The following is a 22,531-nucleotide window of genomic DNA, read 5'->3' as shown; positions in this document are numbered from 1 at the left end:
CTCTCTCCCGCATAAAATTTACACTTGCACCCTGCGAAAAAACAGAATAAAAATACAATAATTTCGAATAATCATGCAAAGAGGTGTACCGTGGTAAAGGAACGTAAAACCGAGCTGGTCGAGGGATTCCGCCATTCGGTTCCCTATATCAATACCCACCGGGGAAAAACATTTGTCATCATGCTCGGCGGTGAAGCCATTGAGCATGAGAATTTCTCCAGTATCGTTAATGATATCGGGTTGTTGCACAGCCTCGGCATCCGTCTGGTGGTGGTCTATGGCGCACGTCCGCAGATCGACGCAAATCTGGCTGCGCATCACCACGAACCGCTGTATCACAAGAATATACGTGTGACCGACGCCAAAACACTGGAACTGGTGAAGCAGGCTGCGGGAACATTGCAACTGGATATTACTGCTCGCCTGTCGATGAGTCTCAATAACACGCCGCTACAGGGCGCGCATATCAACGTCGTCAGTGGCAATTTTATTATCGCCCAGCCGCTGGGCGTCGATGACGGCGTGGATTACTGCCATAGCGGGCGTATCCGGCGGATTGATGAAGACGCGATCCATCGTCAACTGGACAGCGGTGCAATAGTGCTAATGGGGCCGGTCGCTGTTTCAGTCACTGGCGAGAGCTTTAATCTGACCTCGGAAGAGATTGCCACTCAACTGGCCATCAAACTGAAAGCTGAAAAGATGATTGGTTTTTGCTCTTCCCAGGGCGTCACTAATGACGACGGTGATATTGTCTCCGAACTTTTCCCTAACGAAGCGCAAGCACGGGTAGAAGCCCAGGAAGAGAAAGGTGATTACAACTCCGGTACGGTGCGCTTTTTGCGTGGCGCAGTGAAAGCCTGCCGCAGCGGCGTGCGTCGCTGTCATTTAATCAGTTATCAGGAAGATGGCGCGCTATTGCAAGAGTTGTTCTCACGCGACGGTATCGGTACGCAGATTGTGATGGAAAGCGCCGAGCAGATTCGTCGCGCAACAATCAACGATATTGGCGGTATTCTGGAGTTGATTCGCCCGCTGGAGCAGCAAGGTATTCTGGTACGCCGTTCTCGCGAGCAGCTGGAGATGGAAATCGACAAATTCACCATTATTCAGCGCGATAACACGACTATTGCCTGCGCCGCGCTCTATCCGTTCCCGGAAGAGAAGATTGGGGAAATGGCCTGTGTGGCAGTTCACCCGGATTACCGCAGTTCATCACGGGGCGAGGTTCTGCTGGAACGCATTGCCGCTCAGGCGAAGCAGAGCGGCTTAAGCAAATTGTTTGTGCTGACCACGCGCAGTATTCACTGGTTCCAGGAACGTGGATTTACCCCGGTGGATATTGATTTACTACCCGAGAGCAAAAAGCAGTTGTACAACTACCAGCGTAAATCCAAAGTGTTGATGGCGGATTTGGGGTAAGTGGTGGAAATCGCCAGATGCGACATGCGCAATGCCTGGAGGCATGATAAACACGCTAGCATCGCATCAGGTATTGACGCTCATCGTCGGATGCGGCGTGAACGCCTTATCCGACCTACATCAAATCAAAGGTGTTGATGGCGGATTTAGGGTAAGCGACGGAAATCGCCAGATGCGCATATGCGCAATGCCCGGAGGCATGACAGGACGCGCATGCGTCGCATCAGGCAATCACGTTTATTCCCGCGAACTAAACAACGCCGCCAGACCACTGCGCCGCTCAGTACGAGTGGCGATTGCCGCACTTAATATGCGCTCATCGGCATACAGCGACAGACGGCGACGCGCGCGGGTCACTGCGGTGTAAACCAGCTCTCGCGTTACTACCGGCGTGCGTTGACTCGGTAAAATCAACGCCGCATGGTCGAACTCCGATCCCTGCGATTTATGTACCGTCATCGCCCACGTCGTTTCGTGCTCTGGCAGGCGACTCGGTTGCACAGACTTAATATTGCCGTCCGGCATCGCAAACCAGACGCGCGTCCCCTGCCCGCGATCCAGCGCAATACCAATATCGCCATTAAACAACCCAAGCGCGCTGTCATTACGGGCAATCATCACCGGTCGGCCTTCGTACCAACGAGAGTGCGGATGACGATGAATTTTGCGCTTCTGTTGCATAAACTGCTCAATTCGCTCATTCAGTCCAGCCACGCCAAACGGCCCTTCCCGCAGGGCGCACAAAAGCTGGTACTCATTGAACGCCTGAATGATTAAATCCGGCTCGGCACGCGCTTGCAACAGATCCAGATAACGTCCGTAACCCGCAAGAGCTTCCTCAAGCATCGCAATATAATCTTCGCCGCTCTGTAAAAGTCGTTTTTCGATATCAGTAAAATCCTGCTGAAAAACGGTTTTCACTACCGTTTTATCACCACGGTTAATCGCCGCAGCTAACTGACCAATGCCAGAATCGCTGCCGAAACGATAGCTTTTTTGCAGCAGGCAGAGGCTGTCGCGCAAAGATGCCGCTTCTGTGCCAGTTCCTGCTGGAACGTGGCTTCCCGTCAGGCGGCTCAACTGCCCGGCACGCTCGGCGGTAAAGCCCGCGTTGGCATAAGCGCAGATATCGCCCAGCACAGCCCCAGCCTCAACCGAGGCCAGTTGATCACGATCGCCGAGAAAGATCACTCGCGCATGATCGGGCAAGGCGTCGATCAGTCTCGACATCATAGGCAGATCGATCATTGACGCTTCATCTACCACCAGCACATCAAGATGCAGCGGGTTACCGGCATGATGACGTAAACGCTGGCTACCCGGCTGCGCACCCAGCAATCGGTGCAAAGTGCTGGCATCTTCCGGAATGCGTTTCTTTTGTTCATCGGTCAGCGGTAATTGTCGCAAAGCCTTGCCGAGAGATTCGGTTAAGCGCGCGGCAGCTTTACCCGTTGGTGCAGCCAGACGGATACGGCAGCGTTCTCCGTCGGCCATTTGAATTAAGGCTGCCAGCAACTTCGCTACGGTGGTCGTTTTACCGGTGCCAGGACCGCCGGAAATCACCGAAATCCGCCGCGTCAGCGCCACTGCCGCCGCAACTTTTTGCCAGTTAATTTCATCGCTTACTGGAAAAAGTTTGTCCAGGGTTTGCGCCAGTAGAGCTTCATCAACCTCAATGGCATGATTCACTTCGTTGAAAAAGCGTGCCACTGTGCGCTCGTTACACCACATGCGATTCAAATAAAGACGATCACCACAGAGGATCATCGGCGTTGGTTCATCTCCCCGGCTGACCGCTTGTGAAGCCAGCAAGCATTCTTCCCAATTTTGTAACTCACCGATTTCGCTGACGCAGGTTGCTAACAGCGGATGTGACGCCTCGTTATTTTCCAGTCGTGAGAGCGGTAAACAGACATGCCCTTCCCCGGCGTCGTGGCTTAACAGGGCTGCCGCGAGGGTGACGGCAGGATGTTCATCTCCCGCCACGGTCAGGGCAAATTGCACATCCAGCGGGCGTAACTGTTTGTGCTCCACAGCTTCCAGTAATTGCTTTTGCAATTTCATTACGCCTCCTCCAGGGTGATACCGGCAAACATCTCATCCATCAGGTCAATCAACCCGGCGTTGGGTCGGGTCGCGTAGATCCCTTGTTGCGGATGTTCTTTATCAACACCACGCAGGAACAGATAAATAACGCCGCCAAAGTGGCGCTCATAGTCGTAATCAGCAATGCGATGGCGCAGATAACGGTGCAGCGCCAGGGTATAAAGCTGATATTGCAGATCATAGCGGTGTGCCTGCATTGCCGCTGCCATAGCCTGTTGGGTGTAAGCAGAACTGTCTTCACCCAACCAGTTGGATTTATAGTCGAGCAGGTAATAACGCCCTTCGTGGCGGAACACCAGGTCAATAAAGCCTTTTAACATGCCGCGTACCTGCATGAACTCCAGCGGCGGGCAGCCAGCGGATAGCGAGTCAAACTGGCGAATTAGTGCATCAAGCTGGCTGGCGATGAGCGGTTCGCTAATCGGCAGGTAAAACTCCATCTCCACCTGTTTATCGCGGTCGGAAAGCTGACTCAGGCTAACACCCGTTTCATTGAGAGGTGCCTGGAGGACAGCCGTGATCCACTCGGTCAACACCGGTTCCCACTGCGATTCAAAGCCGCCGAGTTCCAGTTTTTCCTGTACCCAGTTCGGGTCAACCGGCTGGGTAAAATCGAGGTCTTCAAACAAACTGTGCAAGAATGTCCCCGGTGACGCACCGCGCGGGAACTGATGCGGTGTTAACGTCGGTTCGTCAACGACGCTGACCACGCCTGCGGCATCAACATCCAGCCGTGGCATCAGATCCTGAGCGATACCGTGACCACGCTGCTGCAAACCGGAGTAGCTGGTGACACGCCAGTTATCGCCGGGCAATCGTTGTAGCGTCCTCGCATTCAGTTCTGCAGTTATAGCATCATTAACCTGCCAGGGCTGGTTATCACCAGTTTGTGCCGTTTGCCAGGCAATATCATCATCGCATAACGCTTCAATACAGGTGCGAAGCCCTGCCGCATCTTGCGGTTCCCCTTTTTGCAGCAAACGCCCGAGCGCACTTTGGTGGACGTCGGTGTCACCTTTTTTATCGCCACGACGGCGCACCAGCGGTGCAACGCCGAGACTGCAATGCCAAACCGAACGCGTCAGCGCCACGTAAAGCAAACGCAGATCTTCCGCCAGACGTTCGGCCTCCGCGAGATCGACGCTTTCTGGCGCAGCGTTAAGATCCAAAACTGCCTCAAACGAGTGGCGATCGTGATAGAACGCCTGATCCTGGACGCGGAAATTGGTAATAAATGGCAACCAGACCAGCGGATATTCCAGCCCTTTTGATTTATGGATCGTGACAATCTGCACCAGATGTTTATCACTTTCGAGGCGCATTTGTTGGCTGGAGGCATTACTGTCTGGCTCGAGGATATGTTGCGATAACCAGCGTACCAGCGCATGTTCACTTTCCAGCTGCGTTCCGGCTTCTTGTAGCAATTCGCTGATATGCAAGATATCGGTAAGACGCCGCTCACCGCCTGCTGTTGCCAGCAAGTTTTCTGCAATGTTACGCGCCGACATCAGCGCCCGCAGCATCGGCATAACGCCACGTTTGCGCCAGATTTGCCGATAACCATCGAACTCTTCGACGACCGCATCCCACGCATGTTCGTCATTATTCAGCGTTTCAATATCCAGCGCATTCAGCCCCATCATTGACGTTGCCAGCGCACTGCGCAGGGTGTTCTCACGTTCGGGAGTCATCACCGCCTGCAACAGCCAAAGCATCTCCTGCGCTTCCAGAGTTTCAAAAACACTGTCGCGGTTCGAAAGGTAAACGGAAGGGATTTCCAGCAGCGTTAAGGCATCGCGCACCTGGGCGGCCTCCTGGCGGCTGCGCACCAGCACACTGATGTCCGAAGCACGCACCGGACGCGCGTCGTCGCCGTTCATCAGCAACGCTTCGCCCCGCTGTCCGGCTTGTAGCCAGTCGCGGATTTGCGCAGCACATACCTGCGCCATGGTACTTTGATAGTCGCCAACGCCGCAGCTTTCGCCTTCCATCAGCCACATTTTCATCGCAGGCTGCGTTTCACCTTTAAACACAAAACGTAACGCCTGATTTTTGCCGGCAGATTTCACAGGAATAAACGGTATTTCACGAAACATGAACGCGTCATCAGTCTGGCTGAAAAGTTTGTTAACGCTGTTCACCATTCCCGGTGCGGAACGCCAGTTGGTATCTAAGGTGTAGTGAGCATGAACTTCGCTACGCGCCTTCATATAAGTGAAGATATCCGCACCCCGGAATGCATAAATAGCCTGTTTCGGGTCGCCAATCAGCAACAATGCGGTTTCCGGCTGATGGTGCCAGATACGGCGAAAAATTCGGTACTGCTGGGGGTCGGTATCCTGAAATTCATCGATCATTGCCACCGGGAATCGCGTACGGATCGCCGCTGCCAATACCTCGCCGCTTTCACTACGCAGCGCGGAATCGAGCCGACTTAACATGTCATCAAAACCCAATTCGCCACGGCGGCGTTTTTCACGCGCTACTGTTTCGCGGATCTCAGCTAATGCGCGAGTGATCACCAGATCGCGGATCGACAATGGTTCTGCAAGCAGTTGATCGATCGCCTCAAACAGTGGATGTCGCGGGGTTTCCCCCCCGGCTTTCGTGCGATCTTCTAAGAAACGCTGAGAGAATTTTTCCAGCGACTCTGGCAACTGATAACTGTTGGTCTCTTCTTCTGCCCAGGCGCTGATCTTGTCGATCCATTTAGCCTGATTGCTACGGTTAAACTTGCGTCGATCAATACCAGAAGATTCGATCAGCGCATCCAGTTCACCCACCGCGTCGCGCCACTGCTGTTTTACCGTATCAATACGCGCCACAATTTGCGCGTGGCGGGAAGCCAGCGTTTCATCATCGGGCGGCGGCGCTTTGATAACCGGCGCTTCGCCTTGCAGATAACGATTAATATCGCGCAGTAACGCCTGCGGCCCTTTCCAGGTTTCAAAGACGACCTGGGCAATTTCACGCGGCAGCGGGTAGCAGTGGCGACGCCAGAAATCGGCGCAGGCCTGGTAACGTAGCAGAGACTCATCTTCAATCAGCTGCTGCTCAAACAGCATGCCGGATTCAAAGGCATTCAGGTTGAGCATGCGCTGGCAAAAACCGTGAATAGTAAAGACTGCCGCTTCATCCATCTGCCGTTCGGCTAACAACAACCACTGCGCGGCTTGCGCTTTATCGTCGATCTCTTCCAGCAGGCGTTCGTACAGTGGATTGTCGGTGGTTTCACGCAGACAGGCGATGCGCAACTCGTGGATATTGCTACGGATACGACCGCGCAATTCTGCCGTGGCAGCCTCGGTAAAGGTGACCACCAGCAGTTCTTCAACGGTCAGCGGGCGGGGAAAGGCGGCAGAACCGCCTAGTCCAAGTAACAGGCGCAAATAGAGCGCCGCAATCGTAAAGGTTTTGCCTGTGCCGGCAGAGGCTTCAATCAGGCGCTCGCCCTGTAAGGGCAAGCGCAAAGGATCTAGTGTCTCGGCGACATCACTCATTCTTTTCACTCATCAGGGGCATTGTTTGCTGCAACGCGCTGACGTTCTCCCACACTTTCCAGCCTTCAGGATGCACATATTCGGCTTTCCCGTTCTGGCTGCCGGAAATCTGCGACAGAATAGCCATGCCTTGCGGCTCGACCACCGCCTGATGGAAGAAATCAGCAAGTTTTTGCGGCGTCAGCAGTTTTATCTGGGCCACGATTTTATCACGCGAATCGAAGCGCATATTGCCGCGATCGAAATCTTTACTTAACTTCGATGCTTCTTCGCCGAGCGTTTGCGGTGCCTGCAGCATCTGGGTTATTACCGCCTGCTGGATTTGCGCAAACTCCTCTGGCTTCATCGCCCGCAATTTTGCCTCTGCGGTTGGGAAAAACGCCTTGTAACGCTCCCACAAGAATGAAGGCTGTTTATCATTGCTTTGCAAAAGGAAGCCCATGCCCCACTGACGCCCCACGCTCATTGGAAACGCAAACACGGCATAGCCCAACTGTTCTTCGGTACGCAACTGATTGTAGAACCACGGCTGTACGATCTGCCCCAACAGAGAGCTATAGGCTGAGCTGGTGTATTCATCGTAGCCAGTCGGTACAAATACCGCTGCCAGTGCGGAGTCGGTGCTGTTACCGGCTTTTTCAAAGATGACAGATTGTTTTTTATCGACCACGACATCTTTGTTACGGCACCACTCCGAACCATCAGCGCCCAACTGTTTTTGCACATCGCGTGCCAGCGTTGTTGCCTGGGCTTCGGTCATGTTGCCAATAACCATAAACTCTGGTCGAGCCCCTGATTTTAAGGCGTCGCGATAGGCCAGCACCTCTTTCAAAGTGATTGAAGGCAAAATTTTGCGCCGTTCATCTCGCGAGAAGTACGGCACTTGCGAGAGCATCTGCGCGGGCATAATCGCCTGCTCGAACGCTTTGCCCTTTTCTGCGGAATCCATCATCTGGTTATACCAGGACTTCGCCTGCTCAAGCTGATCTTCCGTAGCGGTATAGCTAAAGTACCCCTCGAGCAATGCCTGGAACAGCTGCGGCAGACGCTGGGTGTAACCATTAGCATTAACCATAAGGCCGTTGTTAGCGTTGGTGGAAAAACTAATGCCACCAACCGACGCCTGGTTGCTTAACTGATCAAGCGCTAGCCCGGCAAGATAATCATTGAGCGCAAACATCACCTGATTGCGGGCGCTGTCCATGGCTTTCGGATTACGCAAAATCAGGCTGACATCAGCTTTGGGTTCGCTGGAAAAATAACGGCTTGGCGCATAGACCACACGCAGATTCGACTCATCAACAATAAGCTCTGGATGGTCATATTTCTTCTCTGACTTAATCAGCGAGAAATCGTCAGGAATATAGGGGTTAAGCTCTGGCAAAGAGAGCGCAATGTCGGCGGCTTTTTTCTGCCAGTCAGCGAAAGTTTGTGCGCTAATTTTATCGACCTGATACGGCGCATCGACAAAGTAAGCCGTTTTGTTGTGCGGCTCTTTCGGGCTGATATACCAGATACGCGCATTCTGCGGCGTCATCATCGCCAGGCGTTCTTTTACTGCTTTAGCGTCGTACCGATCGGCAATATTGACTGCATCCAGCGTATGCTCAACAGGAACGCGAATCATGGTATCTGCCAGCCATTCGACGTAATCCATATCACGGGTGATTGACGGATAACGAAAGTCGATATCCAGCACATTCGCCAGTTCATCGAAGTATTGTTTATCAATCCCTTTTTCGCGTAACAGATTGAGGTAGCTAAAAATGGCCGCCACAACCTGATCGCGATTCGCCAGACCTTTATCGGTTAAAGACGCAGAGATCGCTAATACGCCGCTGTTGCCGTTGACGATAGGATCGGAATTGGCGCTAATGCCCTCAACTAATCCCTGCTTTTGCAGCCAGTCAGAAAGTGTACCTGGGCTGCGATTACCGATCAGATAGGTAATCAATTCATCCGTTTTACTACGGAACTTCGCTGAATTGTTATCGATGCGAAACTCAACGCGCAGAACTTTACGCGGCAGCGCCGGGACGTAATGAATGATAATACCTTTTTGCGCGTCGGTGACTACCGGCACGGTGATTTCCGGTTTTTTGCTCTCTTTGTTCGGCACGCGACCAAAGGTGTCCGCCGCCATTTTTGCCAACTCCGGCAGCGGTTTATTGCTGTAAATAACCGCCTTCATCAGATTGGCAGAGTAATATTTCTCGTGAAAATCTTTCAGCGCCTGCTGCACCGGATTTCCGGGTTTGTCGCTTAAAGTTTCGAGGTTACCACCAGAAAACTTTGAACCGGGGTGTGCCGGGTTAATGGTTTCTGCGCTGACCTGTGCCATGCGCATCCCGTCACGCGTACGCGCCATGGTTAATTCGGCATTCACTGCATTACGTTCACGTTCGGCGTATTTCTTGTCGAGCAAGGGTTCTGCAATAGCGTCCGCCAGGCGGTCTACCGCACCGGGCAAGGCGTCGTTCTCAACTTCCAGATAGAAAGCCGTGCGATACGGTGCCGTGCTGGCATTGTGACTGCCGCCGTGCATTTTGAGATATTCGGCCAGACTGTCAGCCTGCGGGTACTTTTTCGACCCCATCAGACTCATATGTTCAAGGTAATGTGCCAGCCCCTGGTACGCCTCGGGATCTTCCAGCGACCCAACGGGCACTACCAGCGCCGAGAGCGATTTAACCGCCTGCGGATCAGAAACCAGCAAGACCACCATACCGTTATCCAGACGTATAGCCTGATACTGGCGGTTATCTTTATCACTTTTACGGATGGTTTCCTGAATCGGCTGCCATCCCGTTTCTGCCTGACTTAAGGGTGCCCAAAGGGCAACAAACAACAATAATGCTTTGAACCAGGTGCTGCGGGGCATTCACGGACCTCATAATCAACTTTATTTTCTGGCCAGATTCAACAGGTTAACGCAAATCATCTGCCAGAATTTAATCTTGTGCTGAACGAGTCAGCCTATGTCTATATATCCATCAGTCCGTGACTGGTGCGCATCATAAAGCAAGCAGATATATTGCGCAATTTTTATACAGCACTCATGACTGATTAAAGCGAAACAGCGGTAACAGGAAACGTTGCGACTGTTCAACGATAGCCTCCATTGTCTCTGGTGTTAATTGCCGCCAGAGCCGTTGATACCAGATATCATCACCTTCGCCACGCACCATCATGTTGCCTTCGTAAGCCTGAAGGAATTTCGTACGGGCTTTTTGTAACGTGGAATCGTCATCCAGCATGGCATCGTTTTGCGCGTCATAACAGGTTTTTAGCCACGCGCCGCCACTTTCAGGTAACACCAGCAATGGCGCGGACATTCCTTCACGATACCCCTCAATCAGTTGTGAGAGGTAATGCAAAGCCTGTTCGGCTGCAAGCGGCGGAAAACGCCACTCGCCGTCTTTGCGTAGAAAAAGGCGACTTTCACCATTACCACCGCTGGCACAGTAGACAAGGTGTTCCAGCCAAAGTTGCATTCCCTGCGCCACACTTAATAAAGAGGGACGCCAGCGCAACAGGCCATCCGGCTGCACCTGCGGCAACCAGCCAGTTATCTGCACACCGTTGCAGGCGAGATCAATTTCCATACTCTGCCCCAGCTGGCGACAGGCAATGACTCTGTCGGCAAGCTGCTGCATCTCCTGGCACTGTGTTTCCCAGAAAATTTCACCAAAAGCGCCATACGGTAAATCCCCCGCCGCCCGGAAGCGGCGGAACAAGCGTTCGGCATCATCCTGCTCAACCAGTGCATTCAATAACTGCTGATTGATTTGATAACGGCTAAGCCCTTCCAGAATAAATGGCTCGGTGTCGGGGATTTCGCTGTCTTCAGTACGGAAGTTCACCTGCAAACGCATCTGGAAGAACGCCCGTACCGGATGTGCCCAGAATCGTTGTAGCGTTTCCAGCGGCACGGTTTCCGGTAAGGTAAACGGCAGCGGCTGAACAAATTCAGAATGTGCTTTACCAGCCTGGCTGGCCGCAGGTAGCCATTCACGAGCATAGCTTTGTCGTTCGCCTGGCTGGTAGTTTTGCGGATCAAACGGCATCCGGGTATGGAGGCAAGTAAGATGCGCTTTTACCCTTGCCTCGCTTTCATCACAGTTGAGCGCTTCATCGCCCGGTAGATAATGGCTTTGCCCGATGTAGTCGATCAGTTCCTGCACCAGTACCGACGGGAAACGTTCACTGTTATCCTGAATAGAACGCCCGATATAGCTGATATAGAGTTTTTGCTGCGCGGAAATTAACGCTTCCAGGAACAGATAGCGGTCGTCATCGCGACGGCTACGGTCGCCACGCTTCGGTTTCTGGCTCATCAGGTCAAAGCCCAATGGCGCAAGCTGGCGTGGATAAACGCCGTCGTTCATTCCCAGCAGGCAAACCACTTTGAATGGGATGGAACGCATTGGCATCAGAGTACAAATGTTAACCGGTCCGGCGAGAAAACGCTGGCTGATACGTTCCTGATCCAGGCGCTGTGCCAGTTCATCACGCAATAGTGACAGCGGCACCGCGTCGCCATACTGCGCACCTAAACCTTCGGCGATAATCGCCTGCCATTGTTGTTCGATCAGCGTCATCGCCGCTTCGGTTTCCGTATCCGGCAGGAAGAAGGCGTTGAGCATATCGCGACAAACCGGCAACCACTCTTCCAGCGGACGCTCCTGGGCCAGCCCGCGACGCCAGATGTTTAGCTGCATTAGCAGTGAAGCCAGATGCCCCACCAGTTCTGCAATTAAGCCGCTCGATTCATCATAAGGTAGAACCGATTGCCACTCGCCCTGCGCGCTCTCCATCGCGTAGCCCAGCAACATACGCGTCAGGCCAAATCGCCAGGTGTGTTGTCCGGTGGCGGGGAGTTCCAGCTCGCGAACGTTGTCGTCATCTATCCCCCAACGAATGCCGGATTCGTTGACCCACTGGCGTAAATAACGCAGCCCTTCTTCGGTGATGTCAAACCGCGCTGCCAGCACCGGCACATCCAGTAATGCCAGCACGTCTTCCGACACAAAGCGGCTGTCTGGCAGCGATAACAGGCTGATAAACGCTTCAAGTACAGGATGCGACTGCCGCGCCCGACGGTCGGAAATGGCGTAAGGCAGGTAACGATCCGCAGGTGCGCTACCAAACACAGCCTGAATAAACGGACTGTAGCTGTCGATATCAGCCACCATCACGATGATGTCGCGCGGAGTCAGTGTCGGGTCTTCCTCCAGCATCGCCAGCAGGCGATCGTGTAAAACTTCAACTTCACGCTGCGGGCTATGGCAAACGTGGAAGGTGATACTGCTATCCAGTGGATCAAGCGGGCGTTTGTTATCGCTACGGGAAAACTCTTCGATGTTCACACCAGCAACGGCGCGGTTTTCCAGTTCCAGAATGTCAGACTGAATATTATGCAGCAGGTTATCTGGCGTCACATCGACAAAAGCGTCCAGCTCCTGGCTGCTCTCCAGGTCAGAAAGGAGATAAATGTAGTCGCGCCCAAGCTTGCCCCATGAAGCCAGCAGCGGGTTGCCGACATCCTGTTCACCATCGCTGTTAAAGAGCTGCCCGGCATTTTCGCTGTCGCGAAATAGCGGTAATTCGCGATCTTCAAAACTGTGTCGGCGCTGGCGAGTCAGTAGTTTCGCCAGATAAGCTGGATCTTTAATGTCGCCCCAGTAATAACGGCAGGGGTTGGTAAACAGGAGATGGATTTCAATATGTTTACCCAGCGCCTGTAGCGCCTGGAGATAAACAGGCGGTAACGCGGAAATACCGCATATAAAGACGCGCGAAGGTAACCCCGGCGGGCAGGTCGTCGCGGACTCCAGCGTTTCGATAAAGCGCTGATAGAGATTGGCGCGGTGCCAGCGCGGTTGCCCGAGTTGATGGGTATATTCCACCAAAGCCTTCCACAACGGCGCTTGCCAGGCCTGTGCTTCTCCCAGCCCTTCAACCAAATGTCCTGTTTCCCACTGTGCCAGCCAGTCCGGACGATAGACCAGATACTGGTCAAACAGGTCCGCCGCTTTTGAAGAAAGCTGGAACAGTTTTCGCTTGTCGCTATCGTCAGTCAGATAATGCCGCAACAGGGTAAAGTCTTCGCGCTCCAACAGTTGCGGCAGCAGAGTCATCAGTTTCCAGCTCATGCTCTGTTTGTTAAAGGCGCTCTCTTTGGGGATTTCCGGTAACACCCGGACGAACATATCCCAGATAAAGCTCGCTGGCAGCGGAAAATCAATGTTTGCCGCAATACCAAACTTTTGCGACAGGGTCATTTGCAGCCACTGCGCCATACCGGTACTTTGCACCAGAATCATTTCTGGTTCGAAAGGATCGTCCAGCCGTTCGCGTTCGACGATAAACTCCATCAACGCTTCCAGCACGTCCAGACGATTGGAATGGTAGACCCTTAACATAGCGGCTCCTGACTACTGACGATTCGGGCAATGCAGGCGGGTCATCTCGCCTTCTCTGCCCCCGGGTGAAACTAGCGTAACGCTGATGCTGACACATCCCGCCTGCGATGTCTGCATTCGGTTGACCTGCCAGTGGGCAGGTGGCGAATTCGCGCGCAGTTGCGTTTGCTGCCAGCCATGCCGCCAGAGCTGTTGGTACTGGTTTCTACTGGCAAGACTGTTCATTAATGTTCGCTGGAAACCCGATAACGCAGTGACAATCATCACCATCAGCACCATTGCCAACATCACCTCCGGGAGGCTAAAGCCTTGTTGATTCTTCAAGGAAGCTGACATAACGCCCCCTCTTTCAGCGGACAAAAATCGCTCCAGCCGCGTGGCGAAAAAACAATGTTTCCATCGATGACTTCGCCTGTTCGCCACAACGAAACGCCTTCATAACCGGCAATCAATAAGGCCTCATTATCTGCCAATAAACGCAGACAAACCCGGGCACCGGTGGCAGCGTACAGTAAGCACTGAACTGCGGGCTGTGTCTGCCAGGAGTGCATTTTTCCCCACTCCAGCGTCGACTGAACGATGGCCTGGCGGCGCAATGACTGACTTTCCATGCTCACGCGAGAGGCAAAACTGCGATCCTGCTGACTCATTCCTTGTAATAGCAAGCTACCCAAAACCAGCAGCATCAGGACCAGAGCCAGTGACGAAACACCCTTTTCGCGGTTCACAGGTTGAATCCTGTCACGCTATAGCTGGCATCCACCACGGTTTGCGGTTCAGACTTACTGGCAGCACGCATATTAACCGTCAACACCGGCGAGAAGCCGCTGACATCCTGACGTACGACCTGAAAAGTGTCGATAATGATGGCATCCGGATTAGTGACTTTATCCCAGCCCTTACCTTCACAGGATGTCGCACCGCGTAGCGTTTCCAGCACATGCTCCTTCAGACGAAATCCAATCTGATCGGACTCTTTTACCGGTTCGCGATCCCAGATACCGTTACTGTTCGCATCCCACTGCACAATGATACAGTCACCCTGTCCGACAATTTCCAGCCCTTCGCCGGTACAGCTGCCATGACAATAACCCGCCCTCTGGAGATGCTTCGCGACGGTAAATACCCGCAGCCAGATTTCATCTTCCAGCGCCAGCTTACGGGTGCTCGTTAAACTTTCACGCTGTAACGCAGGCAGAAAGCGTGCAGCCCCCAGCAACAATACGCTACTGATCGCCATAGCAATCAACACTTCCAGCAGAGAAAAACCTTGCTCTTTTACAGGCATCCTTCTGTTTCTCCTTGCTGACAAAGCCGGAGTCTTCCCCACGGCGAAACCACCAGCCACCACTCGCCCGTTGAGTTTTTGAAGCGAATATGCCCGGCCCATGCGGTATTGCGCAGGCCAAAGAAAGCAAGCGAAGGTGTCAGGTCGCTCATTTCGACTTCTGGCCAGCGCGGCACAAAGACCAATGGTGAACTGCCATGACAGGTATTCGCCCCAGCAACGGAACTCACAAGGCACCATAACGTCCCCTCCCTGATAAGACTGATACTGTGGTCGCGGTTATGCCAGTTGGCATCTTCACGTAAATAGAGCAAATAGTCCCGCGCCTGGCTGGCGGTTTGCCAAAGCCGTTGCGACTGCTGCCAGTATTGCCAGCCATAGAGCCCACTTGCGCTTAGCATGACCAAAATCAGCATCGCGACCAGCGTTTCAATCAGCGTATAACCACGTTGTGTTTTCATGCCGGCAGTATGGAGCGAGGAGAAAAAAAGACGAGGGCCAGTTTCTATTTCTTCGGCGCATCTTCCGGACTATTTACGCCGTTGCAGGACGTTGCAAAATTTCGGGAAGGTGTCTCGAAGAATTTAACGGAGGGCAAAAAAAACCGACGCACACTGGCGTCGGCTCTGGCAGGATGTTTCGTAATTAGATAGCCACCGGCGCTTTAATGCCCGGATGTGGATCGTATCCTTCAATCTCAAAGTCTTCGAAACGGTAGTCGAAGATGGATTCGGGTTTACGTTTGATAATCAACTTCGGCAGCGGACGCGGTTCGCGGCTTAATTGCAGATGAGTTTGATCCATATGGTTGCTGTACAGGTGCGTGTCGCCACCGGTCCAGACAAAATCACCCACTTCCAGATCGCACTGCTGCGCCATCATATGCACCAGTAACGCGTAGCTGGCAATGTTAAACGGCAGGCCGAGGAAGACGTCACAGGAGCGCTGATAAAGCTGACAAGAGAGTTTGCCGTCTGCCACATAGAACTGGAAGAATGCATGGCACGGTGCCAGCGCCATTTTATCCAGTTCGCCTACGTTCCACGCTGAAACAATAATGCGGCGGGAATCCGGGTCGTTTTTCAGCTGGTTCAGTACCGTAGTGATCTGGTCAATATGACGACCATCCGGCGTTGGCCAGGCGCGCCACTGTTTACCATACACTGGCCCGAGGTCGCCGTTTTCATCGGCCCATTCGTCCCAGATGGTGACATTGTTTTCGTGTAGATAAGCAATGTTAGTGTCGCCCTGCAGGAACCACAGCAGTTCGTGGATGATGGAACGCAGGTGGCAACGTTTAGTTGTCACCAGCGGGAATCCATCCTGCAGGTTAAAACGCATCTGATGACCAAAAATGGAAAGCGTTCCGGTTCCGGTACGGTCGTTTTTCTGTGTGCCTTCGTCGAGCACTTTTTGCATCAGTTCTAAATACTGTTTCATGGTTCCTCAGGAAACGTGTTGCTGTGGGCTGCGACGATATGCCCAGACCATCATGATCACACCCGCGACAATCATCGGGATGGAAAGAATTTGCCCCATGCTGATGTACTGCACCCAGGCACCAGTAAACTGCGCGTCGGGCTGGCGGAAAAACTCAACAATGATGCGAAACGCGCCGTAACCAATCAGGAACAAGCCTGAGACAGCTCCCATTGGGCGCGGTTTACGAATATACAGGTTGAGGATAATAAACAGCACCACACCTTCCAGCAGCAGCTCGTAAAGCTGTGATGGGTGGCGCGGCAGCACACCGTAAGTGTCGAAAATGGATTGCCACTGCGGGTTGGTTTGCAGCAGCAAAATATCTTCTGTACGGGAGCCAGGGAACAGCATGGCAAACGGGAAGTTCGGGTCAACGCGGCCCCACAATTCACCGTTAATAAAGTTGCCCAGACGCCCGGCACCAAGACCAAACGGAATGAGTGGGGCAATAAAATCAGAGACCTGGAAGAAGGAACGTTTAGTACGGCGGGCGAAGATAATCATCACCACGATAACGCCAATCAGGCCGCCGTGGAAGGACATGCCGCCGTCCCAGACACGGAAAAGATACAGCGGATCGGCCATAAACTGCGGGAAATTGTAGAACAGAACATAACCAATACGTCCACCGAGGAAGACGCCGAGGAAGCCCGCATAGAGTAAGTTTTCAACTTCATTTTTGGTCCAGCCACTGCCCGGACGATTCGCCCGTCGTGTTGCCAGCCACATTGCAAAAATGAAACCCACCAGATACATCAGGCCGTACCAGTGAAGCGCCACGGGTCCTATTGAGAAAATGACCGGATCAAACTCCGGAAAATGCAGATAGCTACTGGTCATCTGTCACCACAAGTTCTTGTTATTTCGCTGAAAGAGAACAGCGATTGAAATGCGCGCCGCAGGTTTCAGGCGCTCCAAAGGTGCGAATAATAGCACAAGGGGACCTGGCTGGTTGCCGGATACCGTTAAAAGATATGTATATGATCCGCGCTATAACCCCCCGCGAATCAGCCCGCCCATGCCGCGACGCTCCATAAAGGCAGCAACCTGATGGCGAACTTCGGTCGCCAGTTGCGCTTCCAGACTACGCTGCGCAAGATTTTCTGCTTCGGCAAAATCAATGCGCCGCAGCAGGTATTTTACGCGCGCTACAGAACGTCCGTTCATAGACAAATGGCGATACCCAAGCCCAATGAGGATTGCCACGCACATCGGATCGCCCGCCATTTCACCGCACAAACGGAGATCGATTCCATGTATTTCCGCTTCCCGGGCGATCATCGCCAGAGCTCGTAACATTGCAGGATGAAGACTGTCATAAATGTTCGCAACCCGGGTATTGTTGCGATCAACGGCAAGGATGTATTGCGTCAGATCGTTGGTGCCAACAGAGATGAAATCGACCCGCTTTGCCAGATGCGGCAGCATAAATACCATTGACGGCACTTCCAGCATGATGCCGATACGTGGTTTGGGAATTTCGTAACCGATCATCTCCTCGACTTCACGTCCGGCACGTTCAATCAGGCGGCGTGCTTCGTCAACTTCATCGAGGCTGGTGACCATCGGCAACAGAATATTCAGGTTGCCCGTAGCGGCATTAGCACGCAGCATCGCCCGCACCTGGATCAAGAAGATCTCCGGCTGATCGAGCGTAATGCGAATCCCACGCCAACCCAGGCATGGATTCTCTTCGCTGATCGGCATGTAAGGCAGCTGCTTATCTGCTCCGACATCCAGCGTACGCAAGGTGACGGGTTTATCATTAAACATTTGCAGCATCCCCTGATACTGCGCCACCTGTTCTTCTTCCGACGGAAAACCACTTTGCAGCATGAATGGGATTTCAGTGCGATAAAGTCCTATGCCATCAATACGGCTGCCCAGTTTTTCTTCATGTTCCGGGCTTAAACCGGCATTGAGCATGACTTTAATGCGTTCGCCGCTTTTTAACTGGGCGGGTAAATTGACGTCATCTTCCGCCAGACGGCTAAGCTCGATCTCTTCACTAATTAGCCGCTGATATTCTTGCAGCAGTACCGGCTCCGGATCGACCAGCAATTCACCGCGATAACCATCGACGATCAGCGTCCGACGATGCAGTACCGAAGGCTGAATATCCGCGCCCATCACGGTAGGTATCCCCAGCGCACGTACCATGATCGCAGCATGGGAGTTGGCAGCGCCATCGCGCACGACAACACCGACTAAGCGATCCTGGGGCAGCTCAGCAAGCGTTGTCGCTGACAGTTCATCTGCCACCAGAATGAAACGTTCCGGCCAGGCGTTCGGCCCTTGATTAGCGTCATCAAGATGAAACAGCAATCGCTGGCCCAGCGCACGTAAATCGCCAGCCCGCTCTTTGAGATAGTTATCGCTTAGCGCGGCAAACTGTTCGGCAAATTTTTCAATGACCGTTTTTACCGCCCACTCTGCCACCGAGCCTTTATCAACCTCGGCAAACAATTCGCGCCGCAGCCGGGTATCCGAAAGCAGGTGTGAGTAAAGATCGAAAATAGCCGCCGTTTCTTTTTGTGCACCGGCGGCAAAGCGTTTGCTGTAGCGGCGAAACTCGTTTGCCGCTTCTTCCAGCGCCCCGGTCAGTCGTTCGCGTTCCAGAGCCGGATCCAACGTTGATGCCTGATACACCTGTTCCATTAAAGGTAACGTGGCATCCTGCCAGCCTTCGGCAATCGCTACACCAGGCGCTGCCGGTAATGCACGGATTCGCGTCTGGCGATATTGCCCAAACAAGGCAGTCAACTGCGACTGAGAAAGAATCGCTGCCATCTGGGTGGCAAGCGTCACCAGGAAGGATTCTTCACTTTCGTCATACTGGCGCAACTCTCGTTGCTGTACCACCAGTACACCAAGCAACTGGCGACGTTGAATAATTGGTACGCCTAAAAACGCGCGGAAACGTTCTTCTTTTACGGAGGGGATGTATTTGAAGCTGGGGTGCTTTTGCGCATCTGCAAGGTTTATCGGTTCCGCCAGCCTGCCAACCAGGCCGACGATCCCTTCATCAAACGCGAGCGTTACAGTGCGACCACGTGGTTTTTTCAGCCCCCGGGTCGCCATCAGGTAGTAACAACGTCGATCATGATCGGCCAGGTAGACCGAACAGACCTCGGTATCCATCGCAAGACAGATGTCGGTAACCAGAATATTTAACGCCTCATTCAGGCGTGGTGCGCTGGCTACCTTTTCGACTATTTCGCGCAGGCGAGTGAGCATAATTGGCGTGACTTAACCTCTTTTACGTCGATAAGCAGATGCGTTTTGTGGTTTTGGCGTATTTTCCTGCAGTGACATCACCACACTCGCGAACTCTTTCATTACCCTACGGTAGACATCACGTTTAAATGACACCACCTGTCTGACTGGATACCAGTAACTTACCCATCGCCAGCCGTCAAACTCTGGTGTACTGCTGGTTTGCATATTGATTTCTGCATCGCCGCTCACCAGCTGCAAGAGAAACCATTTTTGTTTTTGGCCGATACAAACCGGCTTCGTGTCCCAACGCACCAAACGTTTCGGTAATTTGTAGCGCAACCAGTTACGCGTTGAAGCAAGGATTCGAACGTCTTTGCGGCTTAATCCTACTTCTTCAAACAATTCACGGTACATCGCCTGCTCTGCGGATTCTCCGGGGTTGATTCCGCCTTGCGGAAATTGCCAGGAGTGCTGACCAAATCGCCGGGCCCACATTACCTGCCCCTGGCGATTACAAATCACGATACCTACGTTTGGGCGGTAGCCATCGTCATCAATCACCGGACTACCTCAAAATAAAGCTTTATATACGAATGATTGTTTCATACTCCAGGAAGACGGTAAACCACTCTCTGCAGGGCATTACACACTAATAACAATTGAATAACTCACAGTTATGTGCAGAGTTATAAACAGAGGAAGGGGTGGATAGCCGTTTTTATTCACCTTTTCTGTGGATAGAGTTGTGAAGAACTACGGAATTACTACGGGAAAACCCGGAGCATTCTGAATAAGCCCGATATAGACATTTTAAAATATTCATTATCAGTCAATGCATTACATGTAATTTGAGTAATAAAAAAGAGTAGTTCGTGACCCAGGTCACACCTCTCATTTACGGGTTGGCGAAAGATCAACCAATGCCGTATTTATCCACAGAATGTGCCACTAAGTTAAGCACTGAACCACTAAAAACTGGAGTTTCGTCGCACGTCAAGGCTGTAAATGGAAACAGTAGTGAAGGTTTTTCACAGTTATCCCAGCTTTCTGTGGATAACATGGTGTAAGATCCTGTTTATTTTCAGTGACCAGATTTGGAAAACCCGTTGCAGTGTTGCGCAACTCGATTACCGGCAACCTAAAAAGCAATATAAATCAGAGAATTGAACAACGCATGTGGAAAAAGTTACACTGCGAATATTCGGCACTTAATTGCTGTTTGTTTTTTAACCAAGGTATCATGACATGTCCCAACCTCGCCCACTGCTCTCTCCTCCCGAAACTGAAGAACAATTGTTAGCGCAAGCACAACAACTTTCTGGTTATACATTGGGAGAACTGGCGGCACTTGCCGGGCTGGTTACGCCGGAGAATTTAAAACGCGATAAGGGCTGGATTGGCGTGTTACTGGAGATCTGGCTAGGTGCCAGCGCAGGAAGTAAACCTGAGCAAGATTTTGCTGCCCTGGGCGTGGAACTTAAAACTATCCCTGTGGATAGTCTTGGTCGTCCGCTGGAAACAACATTCGTTTGTGTTGCCCCGTTAACGGGTAATAGCGGGGTGACCTGGGAAACCAGCCACGTACGCCACAAGCTCAAACGCGTACTGTGGATACCGGTTGAAGGCGAGCGCAGCATCCCGCTGGCGCAGCGTCGCGTAGGATCACCGTTACTGTGGAGCCCGAATGAAGAGGAAGACCGGCAACTGCGCGAAGACTGGGAAGAATTAATGGATATGATTGTTCTCGGTCAGGTTGAGCGGATCACCGCTCGTCACGGGGAATATTTGCAGATACGACCGAAAGCAGCGAATGCGAAAGCGCTTACCGAAGCCATTGGTGTCCGGGGCGAACGGATTCTGACGCTGCCGCGCGGCTTTTATTTGAAGAAGAATTTCACCAGTGCGCTACTGGCCCGTCATTTTCTGATCCAGTAGCCATCGCTTTGACCTGCCGCTTTCCGGGCATATAATTACCGCTTCATTTTTTTGGCAGGGCTTTTTAGATGTTATTTGCATGGATAACCGATCCTAACGCCTGGCTTGCGCTCGGTACGCTGACGCTGCTGGAGATCGTTCTTGGGATCGACAATATTATTTTTCTTTCTCTGGTGGTGGCAAAGCTCCCCACAGCACAACGTGCTCATGCGCGGCGTCTGGGGTTGGCGGGAGCCATGGTTATGCGTCTGGCGCTGCTGGCATCAATCGCCTGGGTTACGCGCCTGACAAATCCGCTTTTTACAATATTCAGTCAGGAAATTTCCGCCCGTGATTTGATCCTGCTTCTGGGTGGCTTGTTCCTTATCTGGAAAGCCAGCAAGGAAATCCACGAATCCATCGAAGGTGAAGAAGAAGGGCTGAAAACACGCGTTTCATCATTCCTCGGCGCTATCGTGCAGATTATGCTGCTGGATATTATCTTCAGCCTCGACTCGGTGATTACTGCTGTGGGTCTGTCAGATCACCTGTTTATTATGATGGCTGCCGTGGTGATTGCCGTAGGCGTGATGATGTTCGCCGCGCGCTCGATTGGTGATTTTGTCGAGCGCCATCCTTCGGTAAAAATGCTGGCGCTCTCTTTCCTGATTCTGGTGGGCTTTACCCTGATTCTGGAAAGTTTCGACATCCACGTACCGAAAGGTTACATCTACTTCGCGATGTTCTTCTCTATTGCGGTTGAAAGCCTCAACCTGATTCGCAACAAAAAGAATCCGCTCTGATACTCCGTACGCTCTCCTGCGGGAGGGCGTACTCACTCCTGTTACCCTCACAGTTTAAGATTTTCCTGCTTTCAAGATATATAACGTCGGTTTATAAACAGACTATTATCATAGGTGGGCCAAATGAGGATAACCGGATGAAAAAATGGGCAGTAATAATTTCTGCAGTCGGACTGGCGTTTGCTGTTTCCGGGTGTTCCAGTGATTACGTCATGGCGACCAAAGATGGCCGTATGATTTTGACCGATGGAAAACCTGAAATTGATGATGATACCGGGCTGGTGAGTTATCACGATCAGCAAGGTAACGCGATGCAAATTAACCGTGATGATGTTTCGCAAATTATTGAACGTTAACAAATAAGGTCAGCAT

Annotated in this window: 17 protein-coding genes; 4 read left to right on the top strand and 13 right to left on the bottom strand. The window is 52.4% G+C overall.

The features are described 5' to 3' along the window. Positions 1-90: 90 nt before the first annotated feature. A complete protein-coding gene (gene argA / locus ACJHWT_RS12690; protein ID WP_000237947.1) occupies positions 91-1,422 on the top strand; it encodes an amino-acid N-acetyltransferase in 1,332 nt (443 codons plus the stop codon). Positions 1,423-1,659: 237 nt separating this feature from the next. Here argA and recD read toward each other — a convergent pair whose 3' ends face one another. The 13 genes from recD to ygdT all read right to left on the bottom strand — a co-directional run bounded on the left by recD (position 1,660) and on the right by ygdT (position 20,502). After that, complete coding sequence (gene recD / locus ACJHWT_RS12685) at positions 1,660-3,486, bottom strand: exodeoxyribonuclease V subunit alpha (RefSeq protein ID WP_000775940.1); 1,827 nt, start codon at positions 3,484-3,486, stop codon at positions 1,660-1,662. After that, the gene (recB, locus tag ACJHWT_RS12680; protein ID WP_001696111.1) at positions 3,486-7,028 is read right to left on the bottom strand and encodes an exodeoxyribonuclease V subunit beta; all 3,543 of its coding nucleotides are present in this window, start codon (positions 7,026-7,028) and stop codon (positions 3,486-3,488) included. Before recB ends, recD begins: the two co-directional genes overlap by 1 nt. Beyond that, a complete protein-coding gene (gene ptrA / locus ACJHWT_RS12675; protein ID WP_001138159.1) occupies positions 7,021-9,909 on the bottom strand; it encodes a pitrilysin in 2,889 nt (962 codons plus the stop codon). Before ptrA ends, recB begins: the two co-directional genes overlap by 8 nt. A 175-nt stretch (positions 9,910-10,084) precedes the next feature. Beyond that, on the bottom strand, positions 10,085-13,453 hold the full coding sequence (gene recC, locus ACJHWT_RS12670; RefSeq protein ID WP_000946945.1) for an exodeoxyribonuclease V subunit gamma: 3,369 nt from the start codon (positions 13,451-13,453) through the stop codon (positions 10,085-10,087). A gap of 12 nt (positions 13,454-13,465) precedes the next feature. Continuing rightward, a complete protein-coding gene (locus ACJHWT_RS12665; RefSeq protein WP_001276462.1) occupies positions 13,466-13,789 on the bottom strand; it encodes a prepilin-type N-terminal cleavage/methylation domain-containing protein in 324 nt (107 codons plus the stop codon). Beyond that, positions 13,774-14,181 (bottom strand): DUF2509 family protein, encoded by a 408-nt coding sequence (locus tag ACJHWT_RS12660; protein ID WP_001078402.1) that lies wholly within the window; start codon positions 14,179-14,181, stop codon positions 13,774-13,776. The genes ACJHWT_RS12665 and ACJHWT_RS12660 overlap by 16 nt, the downstream gene beginning before the upstream one ends. Further along, positions 14,178-14,741 (bottom strand): prepilin peptidase-dependent protein, encoded by a 564-nt coding sequence (locus tag ACJHWT_RS12655; protein ID WP_001144322.1) that lies wholly within the window; start codon positions 14,739-14,741, stop codon positions 14,178-14,180. The genes ACJHWT_RS12660 and ACJHWT_RS12655 overlap by 4 nt, the downstream gene beginning before the upstream one ends. Next, positions 14,732-15,202, bottom strand: coding sequence for a prepilin peptidase-dependent protein (locus tag ACJHWT_RS12650; RefSeq protein ID WP_000857041.1), 471 nt, complete (start codon positions 15,200-15,202; stop codon positions 14,732-14,734). Before ACJHWT_RS12650 ends, ACJHWT_RS12655 begins: the two co-directional genes overlap by 10 nt. Positions 15,203-15,386: 184 nt before the next feature. Continuing rightward, a complete protein-coding gene (thyA, locus tag ACJHWT_RS12645) occupies positions 15,387-16,181 on the bottom strand; it encodes a thymidylate synthase (RefSeq protein WP_000816232.1) in 795 nt (264 codons plus the stop codon). Positions 16,182-16,187: 6 nt separating this feature from the next. Continuing rightward, complete coding sequence (lgt, locus tag ACJHWT_RS12640; RefSeq protein ID WP_000204658.1) at positions 16,188-17,063, bottom strand: prolipoprotein diacylglyceryl transferase; 876 nt, start codon at positions 17,061-17,063, stop codon at positions 16,188-16,190. A 150-nt stretch (positions 17,064-17,213) separates the two neighbouring features. Further along, a complete protein-coding gene (ptsP, locus tag ACJHWT_RS12635) occupies positions 17,214-19,460 on the bottom strand; it encodes a phosphoenolpyruvate--protein phosphotransferase (protein ID WP_000957911.1) in 2,247 nt (748 codons plus the stop codon). Positions 19,461-19,472: 12 nt separating this feature from the next. Next, a complete protein-coding gene (gene rppH, locus ACJHWT_RS12630) occupies positions 19,473-20,003 on the bottom strand; it encodes an RNA pyrophosphohydrolase (RefSeq protein ID WP_000564489.1) in 531 nt (176 codons plus the stop codon). 352 nt (positions 20,004-20,355) lie between these two features. Continuing rightward, positions 20,356-20,502 (bottom strand): protein YgdT, encoded by a 147-nt coding sequence (ygdT, locus tag ACJHWT_RS12625; RefSeq protein WP_001350143.1) that lies wholly within the window; start codon positions 20,500-20,502, stop codon positions 20,356-20,358. A 185-nt stretch (positions 20,503-20,687) separates the two neighbouring features. Here ygdT and mutH point away from each other — a divergent pair, with 185 nt between their 5' ends. From mutH to ygdR, 3 genes are all read left to right on the top strand, one after another. Continuing rightward, complete coding sequence (gene mutH / locus ACJHWT_RS12620) at positions 20,688-21,377, top strand: DNA mismatch repair endonuclease MutH (protein ID WP_000082192.1); 690 nt, start codon at positions 20,688-20,690, stop codon at positions 21,375-21,377. 68 nt (positions 21,378-21,445) lie between these two features. Further along, a complete protein-coding gene (locus ACJHWT_RS12615; RefSeq protein ID WP_000895624.1) occupies positions 21,446-22,159 on the top strand; it encodes a TerC family protein in 714 nt (237 codons plus the stop codon). 137 nt (positions 22,160-22,296) lie between these two features. Next, the gene (gene ygdR / locus ACJHWT_RS12610) at positions 22,297-22,515 is read left to right on the top strand and encodes a lipoprotein YgdR (protein ID WP_000758655.1); all 219 of its coding nucleotides are present in this window, start codon (positions 22,297-22,299) and stop codon (positions 22,513-22,515) included. Positions 22,516-22,531 lie beyond the last annotated feature (16 nt).

The sequence above is a fragment of the Escherichia sp. WS338 genome, from assembly GCF_046486405.1.
GTDB lineage: Bacteria > Pseudomonadota > Gammaproteobacteria > Enterobacterales > Enterobacteriaceae > Escherichia > Escherichia coli.
This window is presented reverse-complemented; position numbering and strand designations above follow the sequence as displayed.